This window comes from Maribacter orientalis (assembly GCF_900109345.1).
Classification (GTDB): Bacteria; Bacteroidota; Bacteroidia; order Flavobacteriales; family Flavobacteriaceae; genus Maribacter; species Maribacter orientalis.
Window position 1 is genome coordinate 319,531 of the sequence record NZ_FNZN01000002.1, and the last position, 19,820, is coordinate 339,350.

The 19,820-nt window shown below is 36.0% G+C and carries 13 protein-coding genes; 3 read left to right on the forward strand and 10 right to left on the reverse strand.

Going from position 1 to position 19,820, the window contains the following annotated elements; genetic code table 11:
* Positions 1-159 precede the first annotated feature (159 nt).
* Positions 160-1,833: an amidase gene (locus BMY56_RS05000; protein WP_245737141.1), complete on the forward strand. Its 1,674-nt coding sequence runs from the start codon at positions 160-162 to the stop codon at positions 1,831-1,833.
* Positions 1,834-1,904: 71 nt separating this feature from the next.
* Here BMY56_RS05000 and BMY56_RS05005 read toward each other — a convergent pair whose 3' ends face one another.
* The 8 genes from BMY56_RS05005 to BMY56_RS05040 all read right to left on the reverse strand — a co-directional run bounded on the left by BMY56_RS05005 (position 1,905) and on the right by BMY56_RS05040 (position 15,922).
* Positions 1,905-2,570: an ABC transporter ATP-binding protein gene (locus tag BMY56_RS05005; protein WP_091620762.1), complete on the reverse strand. Its 666-nt coding sequence runs from the start codon at positions 2,568-2,570 to the stop codon at positions 1,905-1,907.
* A gap of 38 nt (positions 2,571-2,608) precedes the next feature.
* Positions 2,609-5,059, reverse strand: coding sequence for an ABC transporter permease (locus BMY56_RS05010; RefSeq protein WP_091620765.1), 2,451 nt, complete (start codon positions 5,057-5,059; stop codon positions 2,609-2,611).
* A 12-nt stretch (positions 5,060-5,071) separates the two neighbouring features.
* Entirely contained in the window at positions 5,072-7,471 is a 2,400-nt protein-coding gene (locus BMY56_RS05015) for an ABC transporter permease (RefSeq protein WP_091620768.1), read from the reverse strand.
* 71 nt (positions 7,472-7,542) lie between these two features.
* Positions 7,543-9,975 carry an ABC transporter permease gene (locus tag BMY56_RS05020; RefSeq protein WP_091620769.1) on the reverse strand — a complete coding sequence of 811 codons (2,433 nt, stop codon included), beginning with the start codon at positions 9,973-9,975 and terminating at the stop codon, positions 7,543-7,545.
* A 29-nt stretch (positions 9,976-10,004) separates the two neighbouring features.
* On the reverse strand, positions 10,005-12,440 hold the full coding sequence (locus BMY56_RS05025; RefSeq protein ID WP_091620772.1) for an ABC transporter permease: 2,436 nt from the start codon (positions 12,438-12,440) through the stop codon (positions 10,005-10,007).
* A gap of 107 nt (positions 12,441-12,547) precedes the next feature.
* Positions 12,548-13,243 (reverse strand): ABC transporter ATP-binding protein, encoded by a 696-nt coding sequence (locus tag BMY56_RS05030; protein ID WP_091620775.1) that lies wholly within the window; start codon positions 13,241-13,243, stop codon positions 12,548-12,550.
* Between the two features lie 64 nt (positions 13,244-13,307).
* A complete protein-coding gene (locus tag BMY56_RS05035; RefSeq protein ID WP_091620778.1) occupies positions 13,308-14,558 on the reverse strand; it encodes an efflux RND transporter periplasmic adaptor subunit in 1,251 nt (416 codons plus the stop codon).
* Between the two features lie 17 nt (positions 14,559-14,575).
* Positions 14,576-15,922, reverse strand: a complete 1,347-nt coding sequence (locus tag BMY56_RS05040; RefSeq protein WP_091620780.1) for a TolC family protein — start codon at positions 15,920-15,922, stop codon at positions 14,576-14,578.
* Between the two features lie 201 nt (positions 15,923-16,123).
* Here BMY56_RS05040 and BMY56_RS05045 point away from each other — a divergent pair, with 201 nt between their 5' ends.
* A complete protein-coding gene (locus tag BMY56_RS05045) occupies positions 16,124-17,488 on the forward strand; it encodes a sigma-54-dependent transcriptional regulator (RefSeq protein WP_091620783.1) in 1,365 nt (454 codons plus the stop codon).
* Entirely contained in the window at positions 17,488-18,834 is a 1,347-nt protein-coding gene (locus BMY56_RS05050; RefSeq protein ID WP_091620786.1) for a sensor histidine kinase, read from the forward strand. Before BMY56_RS05045 ends, BMY56_RS05050 begins: the two co-directional genes overlap by 1 nt.
* 9 nt (positions 18,835-18,843) lie before the next feature.
* On the opposite strand, the gene BMY56_RS05055 is transcribed toward BMY56_RS05050, so the two are convergent.
* Together BMY56_RS05055 and BMY56_RS05060 are read right to left on the reverse strand one after the other, a co-directional pair.
* Entirely contained in the window at positions 18,844-19,179 is a 336-nt protein-coding gene (locus BMY56_RS05055; RefSeq protein WP_091621814.1) for an MGMT family protein, read from the reverse strand.
* A gap of 13 nt (positions 19,180-19,192) precedes the next feature.
* Positions 19,193-19,819, reverse strand: coding sequence for a LysE family transporter (locus BMY56_RS05060; protein WP_091620788.1), 627 nt, complete (start codon positions 19,817-19,819; stop codon positions 19,193-19,195).
* Position 19,820: the final 1 nt, after the last annotated feature.

Here is a 19,820-nt window from a genome sequence, read left to right on the forward strand (position 1 = left end):
GATGGGAGATTATGAAGTTCGTGTATTGAAAATGAAGATGCCATCATAAATAGAACCTTTTATTACTAGAAAATCATTTCTTATTCAATTATAATCCAGACAAGAATAGAAACTAGACAAAAATCGTAATTTAGAACACGACTAAAAATTCTATCAAGCATGTACCTACCAACCAAAAAAACAATTCAACAATTTGCTTTAAGTTCAATAATATTAATGACTATAGCTTGTTCAAGTTCAAAATCTGAATTTTCTAAAAAAGATGTCGTTCGGTCACAAAAATTAGTAGGCCTCGATTTTGATAAAAAATATATCGACACCCTTTACCCTTACCTAAAAAGTAATAAGGAGGGCTTCGATTCTTTACGCAAATATACGTTGGACAATGACGTTTTTCCTGCGATTCAATTCAATCCTTTACCTCTAAATTTTACACCAAAACCACAGGCTGGATTTCCAGATTGGGAAATTCCGGAAAATGTACAACTACCAGAAAAAGAAGCTGATTTAGCTTTTTATACCATCCCTCAACTTGCTTCCTTAATTAAAAATAAAAAAATAAGTTCTTTAAAATTGACTGAATTTTTTATAGCCCGATTAAAAAAATACAATCCCATATTACAATGCACCATTACCATTACCGAACAAATGGCTTTGGATCAGGCAAAAAAGATGGACCAAGAATTAGCTGATGGCCAATACAGAGGCATTTTACATGGAATACCTTACGGAGTTAAAGATTTAATGGCGGTTGAAGGCTACAAAACCACTTGGGGCGCAGAACCTTATAGAGACCAACAAATTGAGATGACTGCAACCGTAGTTGAAAAATTACAAAATGCCGGCGGAGTTTTAGTTGCTAAACTGGTTTCTGGTTCTTTGGCACGTGGTGATGTTTGGTTCGATGGAAAAACAAAAAACCCTTGGGATACCGAACAAGGTGCTACAGGCTCATCTGCAGGTTCTGGTTCTGCCACATCTGCTGGGTTAGTGCCTTTTGCACTTGGAACAGAAACATTAGGCTCTATAACCTCGCCAAGTACTAGAAACGGAATTACAGGTTTACGGCCCACCTATGGTAGGGTTAGTAGACACGGAGTTATGAGCCTTAGTTGGTCTATGGATAAAGTTGGTCCTATGGCAAGAAGTGCAGAAGAATGCGCCATAGTTTATAGCGTTATTACCGGAAAGGATCCAAAAGATGGTACGACTACAGATTTTCCTGATGGTTTTGAACCGAAAAAAGATTTTAAATCTCTTCGGGTAGCCTATCTAAAAAAGGACATTGAAAAAGATACCTCCCTAAACAAACCTAATTTAGAAAAAGCATTAGAAACTTTTAAGAAAATGGGAATAACACTAAATGAAGTTGAATTACCAGAAGATGTGCCCTATTCAAGTTTTGATGTGATTTTAAGAGCAGAAGCAGGTGCATTTTTTGACGACTTGGTGCGCTCAAGAAACGTTGATAAAATGGTAGAACAAGACCAAGGGTCAAGAGCCAATTCATTACGTCAAGCTCGCTTTATACCCGCTGTAGAATATTTACAGGCCAACAGGCACCGCCAAGTACTCATTGAAAAAATGGAAGGTATCATGAAAAATTATGACATTCTTATATCTCCAACCTTCGGAAATAGACAATTAATAATTACGAACCTTACTGGTCACCCCGTGATTTCTATTCCTACAGGATTGGATAAAGAAAAACACCCAACCAGCATTACTCTTGTTGGAAATCTATATGATGAAGCCAGTATTCTTTTGCTCGCAAAAGCTTTTCAGGACAATACCGAGTTTGATGAAATGCATCCGAAAGGGTATACGGATTAGGCTTGACTTAGGTATGAGTATGTCATTTCGATTTCTATTGCACCGTTAAACCGATTAAGGTGCTTTATTTATTAAATCTGTCTACCATCTAAAAGGTTGATGATTCTTGAACCATACTCGGCATTCTTTTCTGAATGGGTAACTTGAATTATGGTTACCCCATCTTCTTTATTCAGTTTTTGAAAAAGTTGCATAATTTCCTCGCTCTGTTGAGAGTTTAGATTTCCTGTGGGTTCATCTGCTAAAATCAATTTTGGTTTTCCAATCAATGCTCTGGCAACACCTACTAATTGCTGTTGCCCACCACTCAATTGGGTTGGGAATAAATCTTTCTTACCAACAATATTAAACCTATCAAGCATATCAGCAACCAAAGCTTTTCGTTCAGAGCCTTTTACCTTTTTATATAATAAAGGCATTTCTAAATTTTCCTCAACCGTAAGTTCATCCAATAAATGGTAGGATTGAAAAACAAAACCTATATATTCCTTATACAAATTAGACCGGTATTTCTCTTTTAAGGTATGAACCGATTCACTCAAGAAATCATATTCACCTTCATCAAAAGTGTCTAACATACCAATGACATTTAGTAAGGTTGATTTGCCTGAACCGGACGGACCCATAATGGAAATAAACTCACCTTCTTCCACTTCAAGATTAATATCTTTCAGTAAGAAGATGCGCTGGCCGCCTTGCTGTACCCATTTGAAAATATTGTTTAATTGTAGTAACATTCTTTTTGTTTTTTGGTTGTTATCAAAAATTCACATAATTACTCCGTACGTAAACTTTTTACTGGGTTTGTATTGGCAGAATTTATTGTTTTAATCGTCATTATTAAAAGTGAAATCAAAATCATTAAAAAGCCACTTAAGGCAAAAATCCACCAGCTTAAAGTTGCTTTATTCGCAAAACCTTCTAGCCAGTAATTTAGTCCGTACCACGCGATTGGCGTTGCTATTAAAAAGGCAATCAACACTAATTTTAAAAATTCTTTTGACAATAAAAAATTAAGTTGAAATAGATTGGCACCGAGTATTTTACGAATACCTATTTCCTTTGTTCTACGCTCAGTTGTGTGTATGACCAAACCAAACAACCCTAAACAACTTATAAGAATTGCAAGGCCAGTAGCCCATTGTAAAAGTATCGATGTTTTTTGCTCACTTTCGTAAAACTTTTTTACGGTATCATCCATAAAACTATACTCAAAATCAGACTCTGGATACAGGTTTTTCCATATGGTTTCTATCCGAGAAATAGTAGTTGACCAATCACCAGTATCCAAACTATTCAACTTAAAATGAATGGTTCTAAACTGTGTCCATTTTCCACTATAAGAACCTCCTGTAAATGCCATTGGTGCTACTCCATATTTTAAGGAGTGTTGGTTAAAATCTTCCATGACACCAACAATAGGAAACATTTTATTATTAGCCTTTAGATTTTTACCGACTACATCTTCAGGATTCTCAATTCCAATTACTTTTAAATAAGACTTGTTGATTACATATTCTATAATTGAATCATTTAAGGGCATTCGGCCTGCAACTAATTTTAAATTGTATAAATCAAAATAGTTGGCATTGCCATACATTAATTGTAAATCTGAATTTACTTCCTTTTCTCCATCTACAAACAAGGCGTTCATAAACATAGTTGAAAATGAAGCAGGCGGATTTCCAGAAAGTACAACCTGATTAATTCCTGGTAATTCTTTTATTTGACGCACAAACCTTGCTCGTTTAATTGCTGATGTATCTCGCCAAGGAGTTCTTAAATATGCAATGGCTTCTGTCTTAAAGCCCATGTCTTTTTTCATAATATAGTTCAATTGCTTACCTACCATCAGCGTAGCTATTATGAATACTTGCGCAATTACAAATTGAAATACGGTTAAATACTTTCTTAAAGAGCCTTTATCAGAATTGGGTAGAATCTGCTGTTTAAACACCGAAACGGGTTTGTATTTGGACATGACCAATGCCGGATAGAAACCCGATAAAACCGTTACTATAAGAAGCAACAAAACAATACCAAGTATAATCCAAGGATTCCAAAAAAGCTCAAAAGTGAGTCCTGTAGGAATAAAATCAGAAAATAATAGGAGCAACCATTTAGACAAAAAAAAAGAAAGAGCGGCAGCAGCCAAAGTCAATATAAATGTTTCCCCCAAGAACTGAAATATCAACTGCTTTCTAGAACTTCCCAATGTTTTTCTAATTCCAATTTCCTTTGCTCGTTGTATGGCTTGGGCAGTATTTAAATTGATAAAATTTATACATCCTAAAAGAACCAAGATGGCAGCCAATAACAACAAACTTTTTAGCGCTGCTATTGTTGTTCGGCTATCATCAAAATCAAACGTATTATAATCGGGATTCAAATGAATGTCAGCTAGCGACTGTATGGTATAGGTATTACTTCTGCCAATGGCAACCATTTCTGGCTCATCATGTTCCTTGGCAATTTGGGTAAGCGTTTCTTGAACCTTTATAGGGTCTGCCCTTTGCGAAAGTTTTATGAATAATTGAGAGGCAGAGTTGGTGTTGTTCCAATTTGCTTCGTTTACAGCATTGGTCATATCTTGGGTGGCTGCAGTTTTTAAAGAGATAAATTCTTCAAAAACAAGATCTGTTCTATTATCAAAATTTGCCACAATGCCCGATACCGTCGCTGGTATTGTATCATTATATATTACTGACTTCCCTAAAATGCCATTTAACTCTTTATTAGGGAAATATTTTCTAGCACGCTCTTCGGATAATACCACCATATTAGGTTCCTCCAACGCACTATTCTTATTTCCTGCTAACCAATTATATTCAAAGGTCTTGAAGTAGGATGGCTCGGTATAGATTACAAATTCAGGATTTTTAAAGCGATTGCCTGTTTCCTGATTTTCAACATGCAAAGGATATGTGATGAAAAATGGTGCTATCGTTTCCAATTCTTCCATCTTAAGATCTACAAGTGCTTGTGCCAGCGGTACCGTTACACCTGCATTGTAAAAATCGCCATCAGGACTTTTAAATGATGTGGTTACTCTATAGATTCTATCGCCATCTTGGTGAAATTTATCAAAAGAAAGATCATAAAAAACCATCGCACCAATTACAAAAGCAGCACTTAGACCAATGGAAAGACCCAAAATGTTTATCAATGAAAACACCTTATTTTTCCAAACATTCCGAAAAGCAATTTTTAAATAATTACGTAACATATAAGTTTAGTTTCACTCTGTTCTCAAACTTTTTACAGGGTTGGCCTTTGCTGCTTTAATTGCCTGAAAACTAACAGTTAAAATTGTCACCAACATCGCACCAACCATGGCCAAGGCGAATATCCACCACTTTAAGATTACCCGGTAAGGGTATTCTTGAAGCCAACCGTTCATAATGAAGTATGCAATTGGCACTGCTATAAAACAAGAGATGATTACCAGCTTTAAAAAGTCTTTCGAAAGCATATTCCACACATTAAATATACTTGCACCCAACACCTTTCTTACCCCTATTTCTTTCTTACGTTGTTCTGCAACGAATGATGTTAAACCGAAAAGGCCTAAACAACTTATTAAGATGGCCAATGCTGTAAAAATGCTAGAGAGGGTGCCAATACGTTCTTCTGAGGCGAATTTTTTACCATATTGTTGATCAACAAAATCATATTGAAACGGAATATCTGGAAAATGCTCCTTAAAAACGTTTTCTATAATTGCGATATTCTGACTAGCACTTTGGTTTGGGTTTAATCTTAAATTGTAATAACTACTATTCCCGTTTTTGTCATAAATATACCAGCCTTGCTTTACAGGTTCGTATGGTGATTGGGCAATCATATCTTCTACCACTCCAATTATTTTCATGGGAGGATCTGGGTTTTCTTCCGATGAATCCTTTACCAACTTACCAATAGGATTGGTCAATCCCATATACTTCATCGCCGTTTCATTAATCAAAATGGCATTGGAATCCGTAGCCATTTCCCGAGAAAAGTCACGCCCTTTTATAATTTTTAGACCTAAAGACTTAGCATATTCCGGGGTTACCTCCGTCCAGGCTAAATCCTCCTGAAAACCTTCTGGCTTTCCTTCCCAGGTGTACCCATTTCTGTTAGACCATATTTCTGTGGTTGGACTACTGGAGGCTGACATTTCCGTTACGGCCCCTGAATTTAAAAACTCAGTACGCATCAACTCATATTTTCCAGAAAAATCTTGGCTCATGGTTGGAATCTGTACCAATCCTTCCTTATCATACCCAATAGGCCTATTTTTTGCATAATTGATCTGCTGCATAACGATTACCGTTCCAATGATAAAAGCAACAGAAACCGTAAACTGTACCACTACCAAAATCTTACGTGGCAATCCGGCATATTTACCCACTTTAAAAGTTCCCTTTAAAACATCAACCGGCTTAAAGGAAGATAGATAGAGTGCAGGATAACTTCCTGCCAATAAGGATGTGAATAAAACAAATAAGAATGAAACCAACCAGAAAACACCACTATCCCATGGAAATGAAATCTCCTTTCTGGAGAGGTCATTAAACCCATTAATAGAAGCCAGAACAATTATAACAGCAAGAAAAAAAGCAACCAAAACCACTAAAAAAGACTCGCTTAAAAATTGATAGATCAATTGTCCCCTTTGTGAACCAATCGATTTTCTGATTCCAACCTCTTTACCTCGTTTTTCTGAACGAGCCGTGCTTAAGTTCATAAAATTGATACAGGCCAAAAGCAACACAAATGCACCAATAATACCAAATAACCAAACATTTTTAATACGGCCACCTACTTGTTTTCCATTTTCAAAATTTGACCTCAAATACCAGTCTTTCATAGGTAATAGAAAAAGCTGTGGATTAAATTCCTCACCATCTTCTTCAGCATTTTTTTTAACATCCTTAATGGTTGTACTTACCTTTTCCATAGTAGCATTATCGACAATCTGGACGAACATTTGAAAAGAGTTATTACCCCAATTATCAATTGCATATTTCAACCAATCTTGAGTTGTCAAGTATTTTTCCCAAGGCATAAAAAAATGTGCGTCGTTGAAAGAATTGTTAGTGGGTATATCTTCATAAACAGCGGATACAACCATGTCATACTGACTATTGACTTTAATGACCTTGCCAACAGCTTCTTCATCACCAAACAATGCTTTAGCAACGGATTCAGCCAACATGATCGAATTGATCTCCCTCAAACCATCTTTTTCTCCCTTTAAAATATTGAGGTCTAACATTTCGGGTGCTTTTTCTTGAATAAAATTCCCTGTACGGGAAATACTGGTTTCCTTATATTCCAAGTATTGAGGTTGGCTCCATGACGCCATTGTTAAATATTTGAAATTGTCTCCATAACCATCTCTTAAAGCACGTTCTAAAGGAATTGGAATTGCCGGCCCGGTTCCTATTTCCCCATTAAAGGTCTGTGATTGAAAAATTTGGGCGATTTTATCTTTTTTACTGAAATAGTTATTGTACGAAAGTTCATCGTGAATCCAAAGACCAATAATCAATGTAACGGCCATGCCTAAAGCAAGCCCTCCTACGTTGATAAACGTATACCCTTTGTTCTTCCAGAGATTTCTCCATGCGATTTTCAAATAATTTTTGAACATGATTAGTTTTTTTTATGATTGATGATGTTTGCTTTATACTACTATAAAGAGTGTTTTAAAATTGAAATGTTTCATTCTGAACGTAAACTTTTAACCGGGTTGACTATCGCTGCTTTAATACTTTGATAGCTTACCGTAACTACCGCTACCATAATTGCTAGAAATGCTGCCAATGCAAAAATTCCAAACCCAATTTCAATTCGGTATGAAAAATCTTCAAGCCACTTGTTCATGGCATACCAACCCAACGGCAAAGAGACCAAAATAGCTATCCCTACCAATTTTAGAAAGTCTACCGTAAGTCGATAAGAAATCTGACTTACAGTAGCCCCCAATACTTTTCTAACGCCAATTTCTTTAGTACGCTTTTCAGCATTAAAGGCAGCTAATCCAAATAATCCCAAACAAGCAATGAAAATGGATAGAATAGTAAAAATGAAAAATATTTGGCTAAGCTTTTGTTCCGCTTCATAAGTGGTATTAAAAGCTTCGTCCATAAACTGATAATCAAATGGTTGACCAGGTGCCATCTCATTCCATTTATTTTCTATCTCGGCAATTGAATTTGAATAATCACCGCCACTTAAGCTTATCGCCATATTTTCTGCAGTATTTTCTAAATGCATTCCTAATGCTCCTATATTTTCCCGAAGCGATTTAAAATGAAAATCTTTTACCACCCCAATAATGGTGTAGTAAGTAGGATCTTCCAATTCTATCTCCTCAGAAATTCGCATCCCTAACGCTTCCTCTGCAGTTGCATTTAAAAGTGGCAAGGTGGCTTCATTAATAATCAAAGCGGTTGAATCTGTGACATACTGCTTATTAAAATCGCGCCCCGCAACAATATCCATCTGCAACGTCTTTAAATAATCCGTATCTACCCCCCAGGTCTGCATTTGAATTGCATTTTCTTGACTTCTAACACCTTCCAGAAAGAATGAACTATCCGATCGCCATGACGGCGTAGGGTAATAGTTACTTAAGGTGACATCTTCAACATTGCCCATTTTAAGAATTTCTTCTTTGAATGTATTTGTTCCAGACCCTAAAGGACTTATCTCGTTGATCAACAACACTTGGTCTTTTGCAAAGCCTAAATCTTTACTCTGTATATAATTTAATTGCTGAAATACTACCAACGTGCTTACAATAAGAAAAACGGAAATTGAAAATTGAAATATTACCAAAGCATTTCTTATTCTACCATTACCTACACTTTCTGATGTTCCACCCTTTAGGGTTTTTACGGGAGTAAATCTAGACATGAAAAAGGCAGGGTAGCTTCCTGAAAAAAGTCCCAACACTATAGTCGCAGCCAGCAATACCAGCCAGAATAGCGGTTGTGTAACAGGAATGGTAATGGACTTACCCGTGAAACCGTTAAAAAATGGCAATGCTATCGTTGTGATCAATAATGCAGCTATTAATGAAATAAATGCTATTAAGCCAGATTCCGTCAAAAATTGAAAAATCAAATTCAATTTATTTGACCCCAAGGTTTTTCGAACACCCACTTCTTTGGCTCTTTTTAACGAGTGCGCCGTTGAGAGGTTCATGAAATTTACACTTGCCAAAATAATCAAGAACAGCCCTATAAATGAAAGTATATATATGTTCTGTATACTACTGGTAGCATTCATTTCCGAGCTTCTATCGGAATATAAATGAATATCTGTTAAAGCCTTAGTGTGGTAACGTATATAATTACCTGATGCCGCAAAGGATTCTGCCGTCATACCTGGAAAATATTTTTGTGCCCATGGCAACATATACCTTTCCAGCATGCCCTGTAATGGCTCTTTAAAATCTTCTACAGATGCTCCGGGTATTAATTTTATGAACGTGAAATAGTTATTACTGCCCCATAACTCTTCTCTTGATGCAACATTACCTGCCATTGCCAAAAAAACACTGTATTCGTTAAAATAAGAGTTTTTGGGCATATCATCAATAATCCCTGTTACTGTATAGGTATCGGAATTATCCAGAAGTAAATCTTGTCCCAGAACATCTGTTGATCCAAAGTATTTTTCTGCGGCTGTTTTTGTCAGCACTAAGGAGTTTGTAGCTGTTAACGCGGTTTTAGGGTTACCTGTCATTAAATCAATCCCGAAGAATTCGAAAAAAGTGGAATCTACATAGGTTACATGGGTTTCTTTAGAACTTTTATCACCACCTACCTTTTTTAAGTACATGCTACCCACCGTCCTGAAACGTACTGTAGATTCTACCTGAGAATAATCTCTTTTTAAGGCTGCCGCCATTGGCGGTGCAGATTCAGCTGCCTTTGTTTCCGCTCCACCAAATTTTATATCCGTATCTATTCGGTAAATACGGTCTGCATCGGCAAACATTTTATCATAGCTCAGTTCATCATATATGTACAATGAAATCATTAGTGCCCCAGCCATACCAATGGCAAGACCAAATGTATTTAGGAACGTAAAAAAGGCTTGCTTCTTTAAACTTCGCCATGCGATTTTAATATGATTTTTGAACATGATTTTCGTTTTTTGATTGATGATTTTTTTTATTCTGAACGTAAACTTTTGACCGGATTTACAATGGCTGCTTTTATACTTTGATAGCTTACCGTTAGCACAGAAATTAAAATCGCCAAGAATGCCGCCAGAAGAAAAACCCACCACGGAATGGTTATTCGATATGTAAAATCTTCTAACCACTTGTTCATGACAATCCAACCCAGTGGTAAAGAAATTAAAATAGCAATACCAACCAACTTCAAGAAATCTATCGTAAGTCTCATGGATATTTGACTTACACTGGCACCCAAAACCTTACGTACCCCTATTTCTTTAATTCGCTTTTCTGCATTAAATGCAGCCAACCCAAAGAGACCCAAACAGGCAATTAACAGGGAAAGGACGGTGAAGATGATGAAAATATTACCTAATCTTCGCTCACTTTGATAGGTATTATTAAAGGCATCCTCCATAAAATAGTAATCAAAGGGTTCACCAGGCACAATGGTATTCCAAACACCTTCTATTCGTGCAATGGCGTTAGAGAAATCACCTGCCTGTATTTTTACGGCCAAAGCGTAAGCTCTGTCTCCTAACCTAAGACTTACTGCATCGATTTCTTCTTTTAACGAAGCAATATGAAAATCTTTAACAACACCGATTATGGTAAAATACTCTGGATTATTTGAGTCAAAATTGGGGGTATATCGTTTGCCGAGAGCTTCTTTCGGGCTTAATTTCATTATTCTTACCGCGGCTTCATTGATTATAATAGTCGTAGAATCATTTCCGAAATTTTTATCAAAATCACGGCCAGCTACCAATTCAAAATCCATGGTCGAAACATAGTCATAGTCAACCGCCCATGTCTGCATGCTTACCGCATTCTCTTGATTGGTACCGCCTTCTTCAGGACTAAAAGTAGAATCACTTCGGCTAGAAGGCGTCGGGAAAAAACTACTTAATGTGGCATCTTTTACAAAGCTCAATTGTTTCACCTGTTCTTTAAAAGAGTTGACCTTATCGCCTGCAGTATATACATCATTAATAATCAAAACCTGATCTTTAGAGAATCCTAGGTCCTTACCTTGTATATACTTTAATTGTTGGTAAACTACCAACGTACTCACGATTAAAAAGACTGAAATGGCGAACTGAAATACAACTAGGGAATTTCTTATCGTTCCGCCACCAACACTGCTTCCGCCACCCCCTTTTAACACTTTAACAGGCATAAATCGCGACATAAAAAATGCGGGGTAACTTCCTGCAAATAGACCTAAAATAACTACCGAACCTAAAAGGATGACCCAAAAAACCGGGCTACTAAAGGGTATGTAAACCTCTTTATTCGCAAGCTCATTAAAAAAAGGTAATGCAATAACAGCAAAAACCAGGGCGAGTACTAAGGAAAGAAAAGATATTAATCCGGACTCCACCAAAAACTGCCGTACCAAATCTATTTTATTTGACCCCAATGTTTTTCGTACCCCAACTTCCTTTGCTCTTTTTAGAGAGTGCGCCGTAGAGAGATTCATAAAATTAACACTAGCTAAAACAATAAGAAATATTGCTATAAATGATAGAATATAAATACTTTGAATATCATTGTTAGCACTAATTTCGGCCACCCTATGTGATTTCAAATGAATATCGGTCAATGGCATCGTGCTATAAACCAAGTAGCTACCAGATTCCTTTAACTGTTCTTCAGTTATACCCGGCATAAATTGTTGTACCCCAGGAATGACATATTTACCTAAAAATCCCCGTAATTGTTCTTGTATATCTGCAGCTTTGACCGATGGTATTAGTTTAATAAATGTCTGATAGTTATTACTGCCCCAATTAATCTCTTTGGCATCACCATTCCCTTCCATAGATTCAAAAACAGAATAATCCCTTAAGAAAGAATTCTGTGGAAAATCATCAATGACACCAACTATGGTATAAGTCTCTTCATTATTAAGCACCAAATTTTGTCCTACCGCATTGCCAATCTCAAAATGTTTTTCAGCAGCCGTTTTAGTTAGCACTAACGTATTTGGATTTTTTAAAGCCGTTTTCACATCGCCTGACAATAATTCTACCCCGAACATTTCAAAAAAGCTAGGGTCAACAAAAGTGGTCTGCTCTTCTTTTACATTAGCTTGATCATCCGCCTTACGAACCAATGCACTACCCCGAGTTCTAAACCTAGTGACCAACTCGATTTCAGAAAAATCATTTTTTAATGCAGCAGCCATGGGAGCTGGTGTTACGGCAAACTCACGTGCATCGCCACCAAATTTTATGTCTGCATGAATTCTATGAATGCGATCAGAATCGGTAAACATTTTGTCATAACCCATTTCATCATGGATGTATAATGATATAAGTAGTGCCCCAGCCATGCCAATAGCTAGACCGAATGTATTGAGAAATGTAAAAAAAGGTTGCTTTTTAAGACTTCTCCAAGCGATTTTGATATAGTTTTTAAACATGATTCTCGTTTTATGATTGATGACAATTTTATTATCCGTGATCAAGGGATAAGTTTGGTTGGTTTGGTCTGTTGGCTGATTACTTGTTGATTGATGAATAAACTCGGCTACATCATGGCTCCTATTGCCCTATTTTGGCTCTCGGTAACTACTTGACCATCAAATAGATTCACCACTCTATGGGCATAATGTGAATCTCTATCTGAGTGCGTAACCATTACTATGGTGGTTCCCTCTTGGTTTAATTCTGTTAACAGGTTCATTACCTCTATGCCGTTTTTAGAATCTAGGTTACCTGTAGGCTCATCTGCCAGAATCAATTTCGGATTCGTTACTACCGCTCGTGAAATAGCTACACGTTGTTGCTGACCACCCGATAATTGCTGAGGAAAATGCTTTTCTCTATGTGCAATTTTCATACGCTCCAAAACCTTCATTACTTTTTCTTTACGCTCCGCTTTGCCCATTTTCAAATAAATCAATGGCAGCTCTACATTTTCAAATACCGTAAGTTCATCTATTAAATTAAAGCTCTGAAACACGAAACCTAGATTTCCTTTTCTTAACTGTGTACGTTGACTTTCTTTTAAGCCCCCAACTTCGTTACCAGCGAAATTGTAACTACCATCGGTAGGGTTATCTAACATACCTATAATGTTTAGAAGGGTAGATTTACCGCAACCCGAAGGTCCCATTATCGCGACAAACTCACCATCCTCAACTTTTAGGTTAACGTTGTTCAATGCTAAGGTTTCTACTTCTTCCGTTCTAAAACTCTTTTTAAGATTCGTAATGGTTATCATTTTCGATTGATTTTAATTGTTATATAAAAGACAGCGCTACACCGCCCCTTGTGACAGTTTGTTTCTATTTTAATACTATTCTTTCGGCCTCTCCGAAATTATCATAGTTACTTGAAATTACTTTTTCACCCGCTTGCAAGCCTTCCAATACTTCATAGAATCTAGAGTTTTGTTTTCCTATACGGATGTTTCTTTTAATGGCCTCGTCACCATTTGGTCCTACTACAAAAATCCATTGTCCTCCTGTGCTTTGAAAAAAGCTTCCTTTAGGTAATAAAAGTGCATCATTAGATTCTCCCAATTGTAATTTTATATTATAACTCTGACCTGATCGTATCGTTTCTGGTTTGTTATCTGTAAAAACCAAGTCTACCTTAAACCTTCCATTTCTTACTTCCGGATATACTTTTCTCAAACGCAAAGGAAACTCTGTGCCGTTACGTTCTAAAACTGCCGTTAAATCTCTTTTTACACGATCAATATAATGCTCGTCAATATCAGCTTCAATCTTATAATCGGTCAATACATTTATCTGACCAATTCGCTGCCCTTGTGCTATATTCTGACCAATTTCAGCATCTAAAAACCCTAATTGACCATCGGCCGGGGCGCGCACATTTAAATGATCCAATCGTTGGTATACCATGCCTAAAGTTTTCTGCATTCGGTCTAAATCGGTATCCAATCCTTTTAATGACGTTTCACGCAGTTCATCATCTTGTACGGTCTGTACTTTTATAATTTCATACTGCTTTTGAGATAGCTCATAATTTTCTTTCGAAAGTTGATAGACTTCTTTAGATATTAGCTCATCATCATACAAGGCCTTATTTTGCTCATAATTTCGCTTCAGACGCTGCAAATCGGTACTTGCCGTTGCCAATGATTTTCTACCTTCTACCTGTCTTGAATCGAAATTCATCTTAGTCGACCGCAAATCGTTTTGCTTCAATGCCAAATTACTTTCGCTTGCCAAAATCTGTTCATACAAGTTCATATTTTCCAACTTAAGGATGATGTCTCCTTTTTTGACTATAGCACCTTCTTCAATTAATTTTTCACTAACGCGACCACCTTCATAGGCATCCATATAAATAGTGGCAATAGGAGCAACATTCCCATTAATGGTGATGTAATCATCAAACTTCCCTGCTGTTACATCGACAATAGACAGTTTGTCCTTTTCGGTCCTAAAGGTTGAAACAGAACTCCCGAACAAAAGTTTATATCCGACAAATAGGATAAATAAACCTATTGCGATGTACCCATAATGCTTGGGTCTTAATCCTTTTTTCTTTTCTAATTTTATATCCATCTTTCGTGTTACTGTTTCTAGTTTATATTAAATACGGGTAATCCTCTGTAAAAATCTAAAGTACTTTTATTGATTTCTGAACGAAGTCTCACCTGTAAATTTTCATTTTGTGCACTAGCGAATAAATTTTTTGCAGTAAACAATTCAAGTGCGTTGATCATACCTTTTTCATAGCGTTTTTGAGCAATCGTGAATGCTAAGTTTTGCGCCTCCATTTTTTGATTACTCTGTACCAATTCTACCAAAAGTGAATTATAATCTTGTACCAATTGCTGTATTGCCTGAAAAAGCACTTGTTCTTGCGTCTTTAAATTATTTTCTGCCCTAAGCCGTTCAATTTTTGATTGTTTCACCCTAGATCTTGCAGACCACCCGTTACTTATAGGAACATTTAAATTTATACCTACATATTGTGAGGTATTATCTCTAAACTGCTCTCTAAAAGGTAATGTATTGCCCAATGTATCTCGTGTAGTCTCGAAATAGCCTGTACCCACACCAGCAAATAGTGATAGTGACGGATATAGTCTTCCCCTTGAAATTGCCACCTGCTTTTTAGCTGCCTTAGCTCTCAATTCTTGCGCCTTTATTAAAGGTAAAAATTCTCGTGCCTCATCGTAAATTGAATCTGATTTTAGCTCGTTATCCTCTTGCACCTCTTCTATGGCACCCAAATCTTCTTGAATCGAAATATCTGAAGTATTCTCTAAATTCATTTCTTGAATCAGAGTAAGTTTGGCGCTGGCCAATTGATTATTACTTTGTGTCACATTCAACTTATCTGTCAATAATAAAGATTCCGCTTCATACAAATCGGCACCAGCTTTCAGCCCTAATTCGATTTGCTTTTCAACTAAATTATAATTCGATTGTGAAACGGATAACTGTTCTTTTGAAATGGCTACCAACCCTTCAAAAAATTGAATATCATAAAAAGCCTGCATAACCCTAAATGCCAACAAATACTTTTGTTGTAAAACTTCTTCTTGAGTCGCCTTATATAAAAACTTTGATGCTTTAATGGAATTGATTTTCTGAAATCCTTGAAACAAATCTATCGACGATTCTAGCGAATAGTTATTCGAATAAAAATCTTGATTAACGAATGTTCCTGTATTTGGATCTTCAGCTCTACCAAAACTGATATTATAATTACCACTTGCATTTACAGATGGCAATAAATTTCGGATAGATTGTCTATAGGTCTCCTTATTCGATTGGTTGGTATACTCAACATCATTAAGCTGTAAATTATGCTCTAAGGCAAATGTTACACACTCCTCTAATGTCCACGTTTCTTGAGCAAAGATGGAACCCCAAATGGTTAAGAGTAAAATAGTTGTTATTTTAAATTTTTGATTCATTTCTATATTGGTATGCCATACTCATTACTATATATGTGCCAAAACTACAACTACCTGTTTATCAGTAATTTATATTTTTAAAAGAAATTCAAAATTAAGGATACTGTAAAAATGTTGTACAGATATTGTAAAATATTTTGACACTGTGTTGAAAATATAATCTTCTATGTGTAGTTTTAAATACGTTAATCGATTTCTCAAATGAACGAAGCCAAAATATTAGTAGTCGATGATACCAAAAGTGTTCTGAGCGCTTTGGAAATCTTATTACAGTTCGAATATAAAAGTGTTCAAACCATTTCAAATCCCAATCTTCTTACATCCTTTCCAAATCTCAAAGAAATTGATATCATATTATTGGATATGAATTTTTCAGCAGGAGTGAACACTGGTAACGAGGGACTATATTGGTTGCGAGAAATAAAAAAGAAAGCACCTCATATTTCGGTGATAATGATGACTGCATATGGTGCTATTGAACTTGCAGTTGAAGCGTTAAAAGAAGGTGCCACAGATTTTATATTAAAGCCTTGGAATAATGAACGCCTATTAACAACGGTTAAATCTGCTTACGAACTTCGAAAGTCACAAAAAGAAGTACGTCATTTAAAACAGAAAGAGAGCAACCTAAAACAGGTTATTAATCAGAATAAGAATTATATCATCGGCAATTCTAAAGCCTTGAACAGTGTTCTTAGTCTTGTACAAAAAGTTGCCAAAACAGATGTAAATATTTTGGTGACGGGCGAAAACGGAACAGGAAAAGAATTGATTGCCAGAGAATTGCATAAATCATCGGTTAGAAACAATGAGGTTTTTATTTCAGTGGATATGGGTTCTATATCTGAAAATTTATTTGAAAGTGAACTTTTCGGACATGTAAAGGGTTCCTTTACCGACGCAAAAGAAGATCGCGCAGGTAAGTTTGAAGCTGCAAATGGTGGAACTTTATTTTTAGATGAAATAGGAAACCTTTCTTTACAAATGCAGGCCAAATTATTATCGGTCATTCAAAATAGGGTCGTAGTTCGTGTGGGATCTAATAAAACCATACCTGTAGATATTCGGTTAATCTGTGCTACCAATTGTAATTTAGACCAAATGGTAGCAGATGGTTTATTTAGGGAAGATCTTTTATATAGAATTAATACTATTCAAATTGAAGTTCCGGCTCTTAGAGACCGTGACGGAGATGTTTTGATTTTATCTGATTTCTTCCTAAAAAAATTTGCTCATAAATATGGAAAGCCGAGTTTAAAAATTAACCAATCTGCCCAAGAAAAATTAATGGAATATGCTTGGCCTGGCAATATCAGGGAGCTTTTGCATACAATGGAGCGTGCTGTAATTCTATCTGAAGGAAATGTTTTAAAACCAACAGATTTTCTATTGGAAACCAAAACCTCTTTTTCCGTAGAAGACGAACCCAAAACTTTAGAAGAAATGGAACTTCTTATGATTACAAAGGCTTTGAACGAAAATGAGGGTAATTACAGTGCAGCCGCTGAACAACTTGGCATTTCAAGACAGACTCTTTATAACAAACTAAAAAAATCAGGTAGATAATGGTCAGCAAAAGTATTTACTACCAACTTATTTTCCGAATTATTCTAATTGCAGTTTGCGCTCTTTTAGTAGCTTTTCTATTTTTTAAGGAGCAATATATACTTTGTGGTATTTTCAGCATGGTATTTATTGGGTTATCGTATAGCTTGGTGTATTTTGTCAACCAAACCAATAGAAAAATCGCCTATTTCTTTGATGCCATAAAAAATGAGGATTTTACCTTACGTTTTCCAGAAAAACTAAGTGTTAAATCTTTGGAAGAGCTTAACCATAGTCTGAATATGTTGAACACCATGATTCAAGATATTTATTTAAAAAAACAAGCTCAAGAACAGTATTACCAAGAGATACTTCGGCAGGCAGATATTGGCATCTTTACCATTAATGAGAAAGGACATATTTTATATGCTAACCCAACTGTACAAAACCTATTGAACTACAGGCCTCTTAATCATGTAAAACAATTAAAGCAAATAGACCCCATTCTATATAGCCTTTTTGAATCTTTAGAGCCTTTTAAAAGCACATTATATTCTTTAGGTAACGAACGAGGGAATAAAGAACTGACGCTAAAGTGCACCCCTATTACCATAGAGGAAAAAAAACTATTACTAGTAATCGTACATGATATTCAAAAAGAACTTGATGATAAAGAAACCGATTCTTGGGTGAAATTGATACGTGTTCTTACACATGAAATCATGAACACCATTACTCCTATTACCTCGATATCCGAGTCTATTCTAAAATATTTTAAAAAAGGAAATGAATTAGCTACGGCTGAAGAGTTTGGGGAAATACAGATTAAGAATACGGCAAAAGGTCTCGAGGTTATCAAAGAGCAGGGTAATGATTTAATGAGTTTTGTACAGTCTTACAGAACTTTTCTAAGCGTTCCAGAACCTGACAGAGAATTGATTCAAGCCAAAAAGTTTCTGGAAAAGGTAAGATTGCTTTTACAAGAGTATACCAATGTTCATAACATTACCCTAGAAGTTACTTGTGAACCTGAGGATTTAGAACTTTATATTGATGAAAAACAGCTTACACAAATATTGCTGAACTTAGGTAAAAATGCCCAGCAAGCTATTGAAGAACAAGACGAGGGTAGCATAATCATAAAGGCAGGTATTGACCAACAAGAAAAAAAATATATTACGGTTACCGATAATGGCCCAGGAATTTCAACCGAACTTTTAGATGAGATTTTTGTACCCTTTTTCACCACCAAAAACACCGGAACAGGAATAGGCTTAAGTCTAAGCAAACAAATTATGCGTTTGCACGGAGGTTCTATTCGGGTAGTTTCTAATGACTCGACCACATTTACCCTATCTTTCGAATAGTTTTAAATATCAACTTAGTTCTTTAAAGGGATCCCAAAAATATTTTTCGAGATTTACTATTTGAAGATCTTTTATTATAACCCCTTCACCTTCTAAAAGTTGTTGCATTAAATTGGTGCCATCAAAATGATGCTTTCCGGTAAGGATTCCTGCTTTATTGACTACTCTATGCGCAGGTATATCTTCCATATGATGAGAGGCATTCATGGCCCAACCTACCATTCTAGCACTTCGGGCAGCACCTAAATACTTAGCTATTGCACCATATGAGGTTACACGACCTTCGGGAATTAATCTGGCCACCTGATAGACCCTTTCAAAGAAATTTTCATTTTCAGGTTTCATAGGCATTCAAACTTTACTTAAATAATCTAAAGCATGTAATTATGAAAAGAAGCACCATTAAAGCACTTAAAATATAATTACTATTTTTTGAAAATGCATTTGTTTTATGTTCCATCCTATTAAAATAGAACACATATAGGTACATGGCCAAAAAAGTTCCGCTACCCGCCGCAATTATAAATATAATTTCGTCAGCAATTTTATAGCGCATTAACTCCTGAGTATGAAATACGGTATTTAAGCCGCTATAAAAAGGTATGGCCAACAAATTGATAAGCGCCAAAAAGACTCCTTTAGAAAAGCTTTTACGCTTCTTTGCTTCAACGACTACAAACGGCTCTCTATGTTGCTTTTTTGCCTTAAAAAAAAAGTAAATTGCCAATATAAAAAACAAGACTAAGGCTATTTGTAATAAAACCTCTATAAAATGTTGATTTCTAGAAATGTATTTAGCGATACGAACTGCAAGATAAGTTTGCATCATAACAGCAACCGCAACGCCTAAACCGAAAATAACTCCATTTGCTTTGCCCTTCTCAACACCTGTTTTGGCTGCATTTAAATTGAGCAACCCAGGTGGCAATGAAGCAAAAAAAGCAGCCCCAAAAGTGAAAACAAATAAAGTTGCTAATTGTTGCATT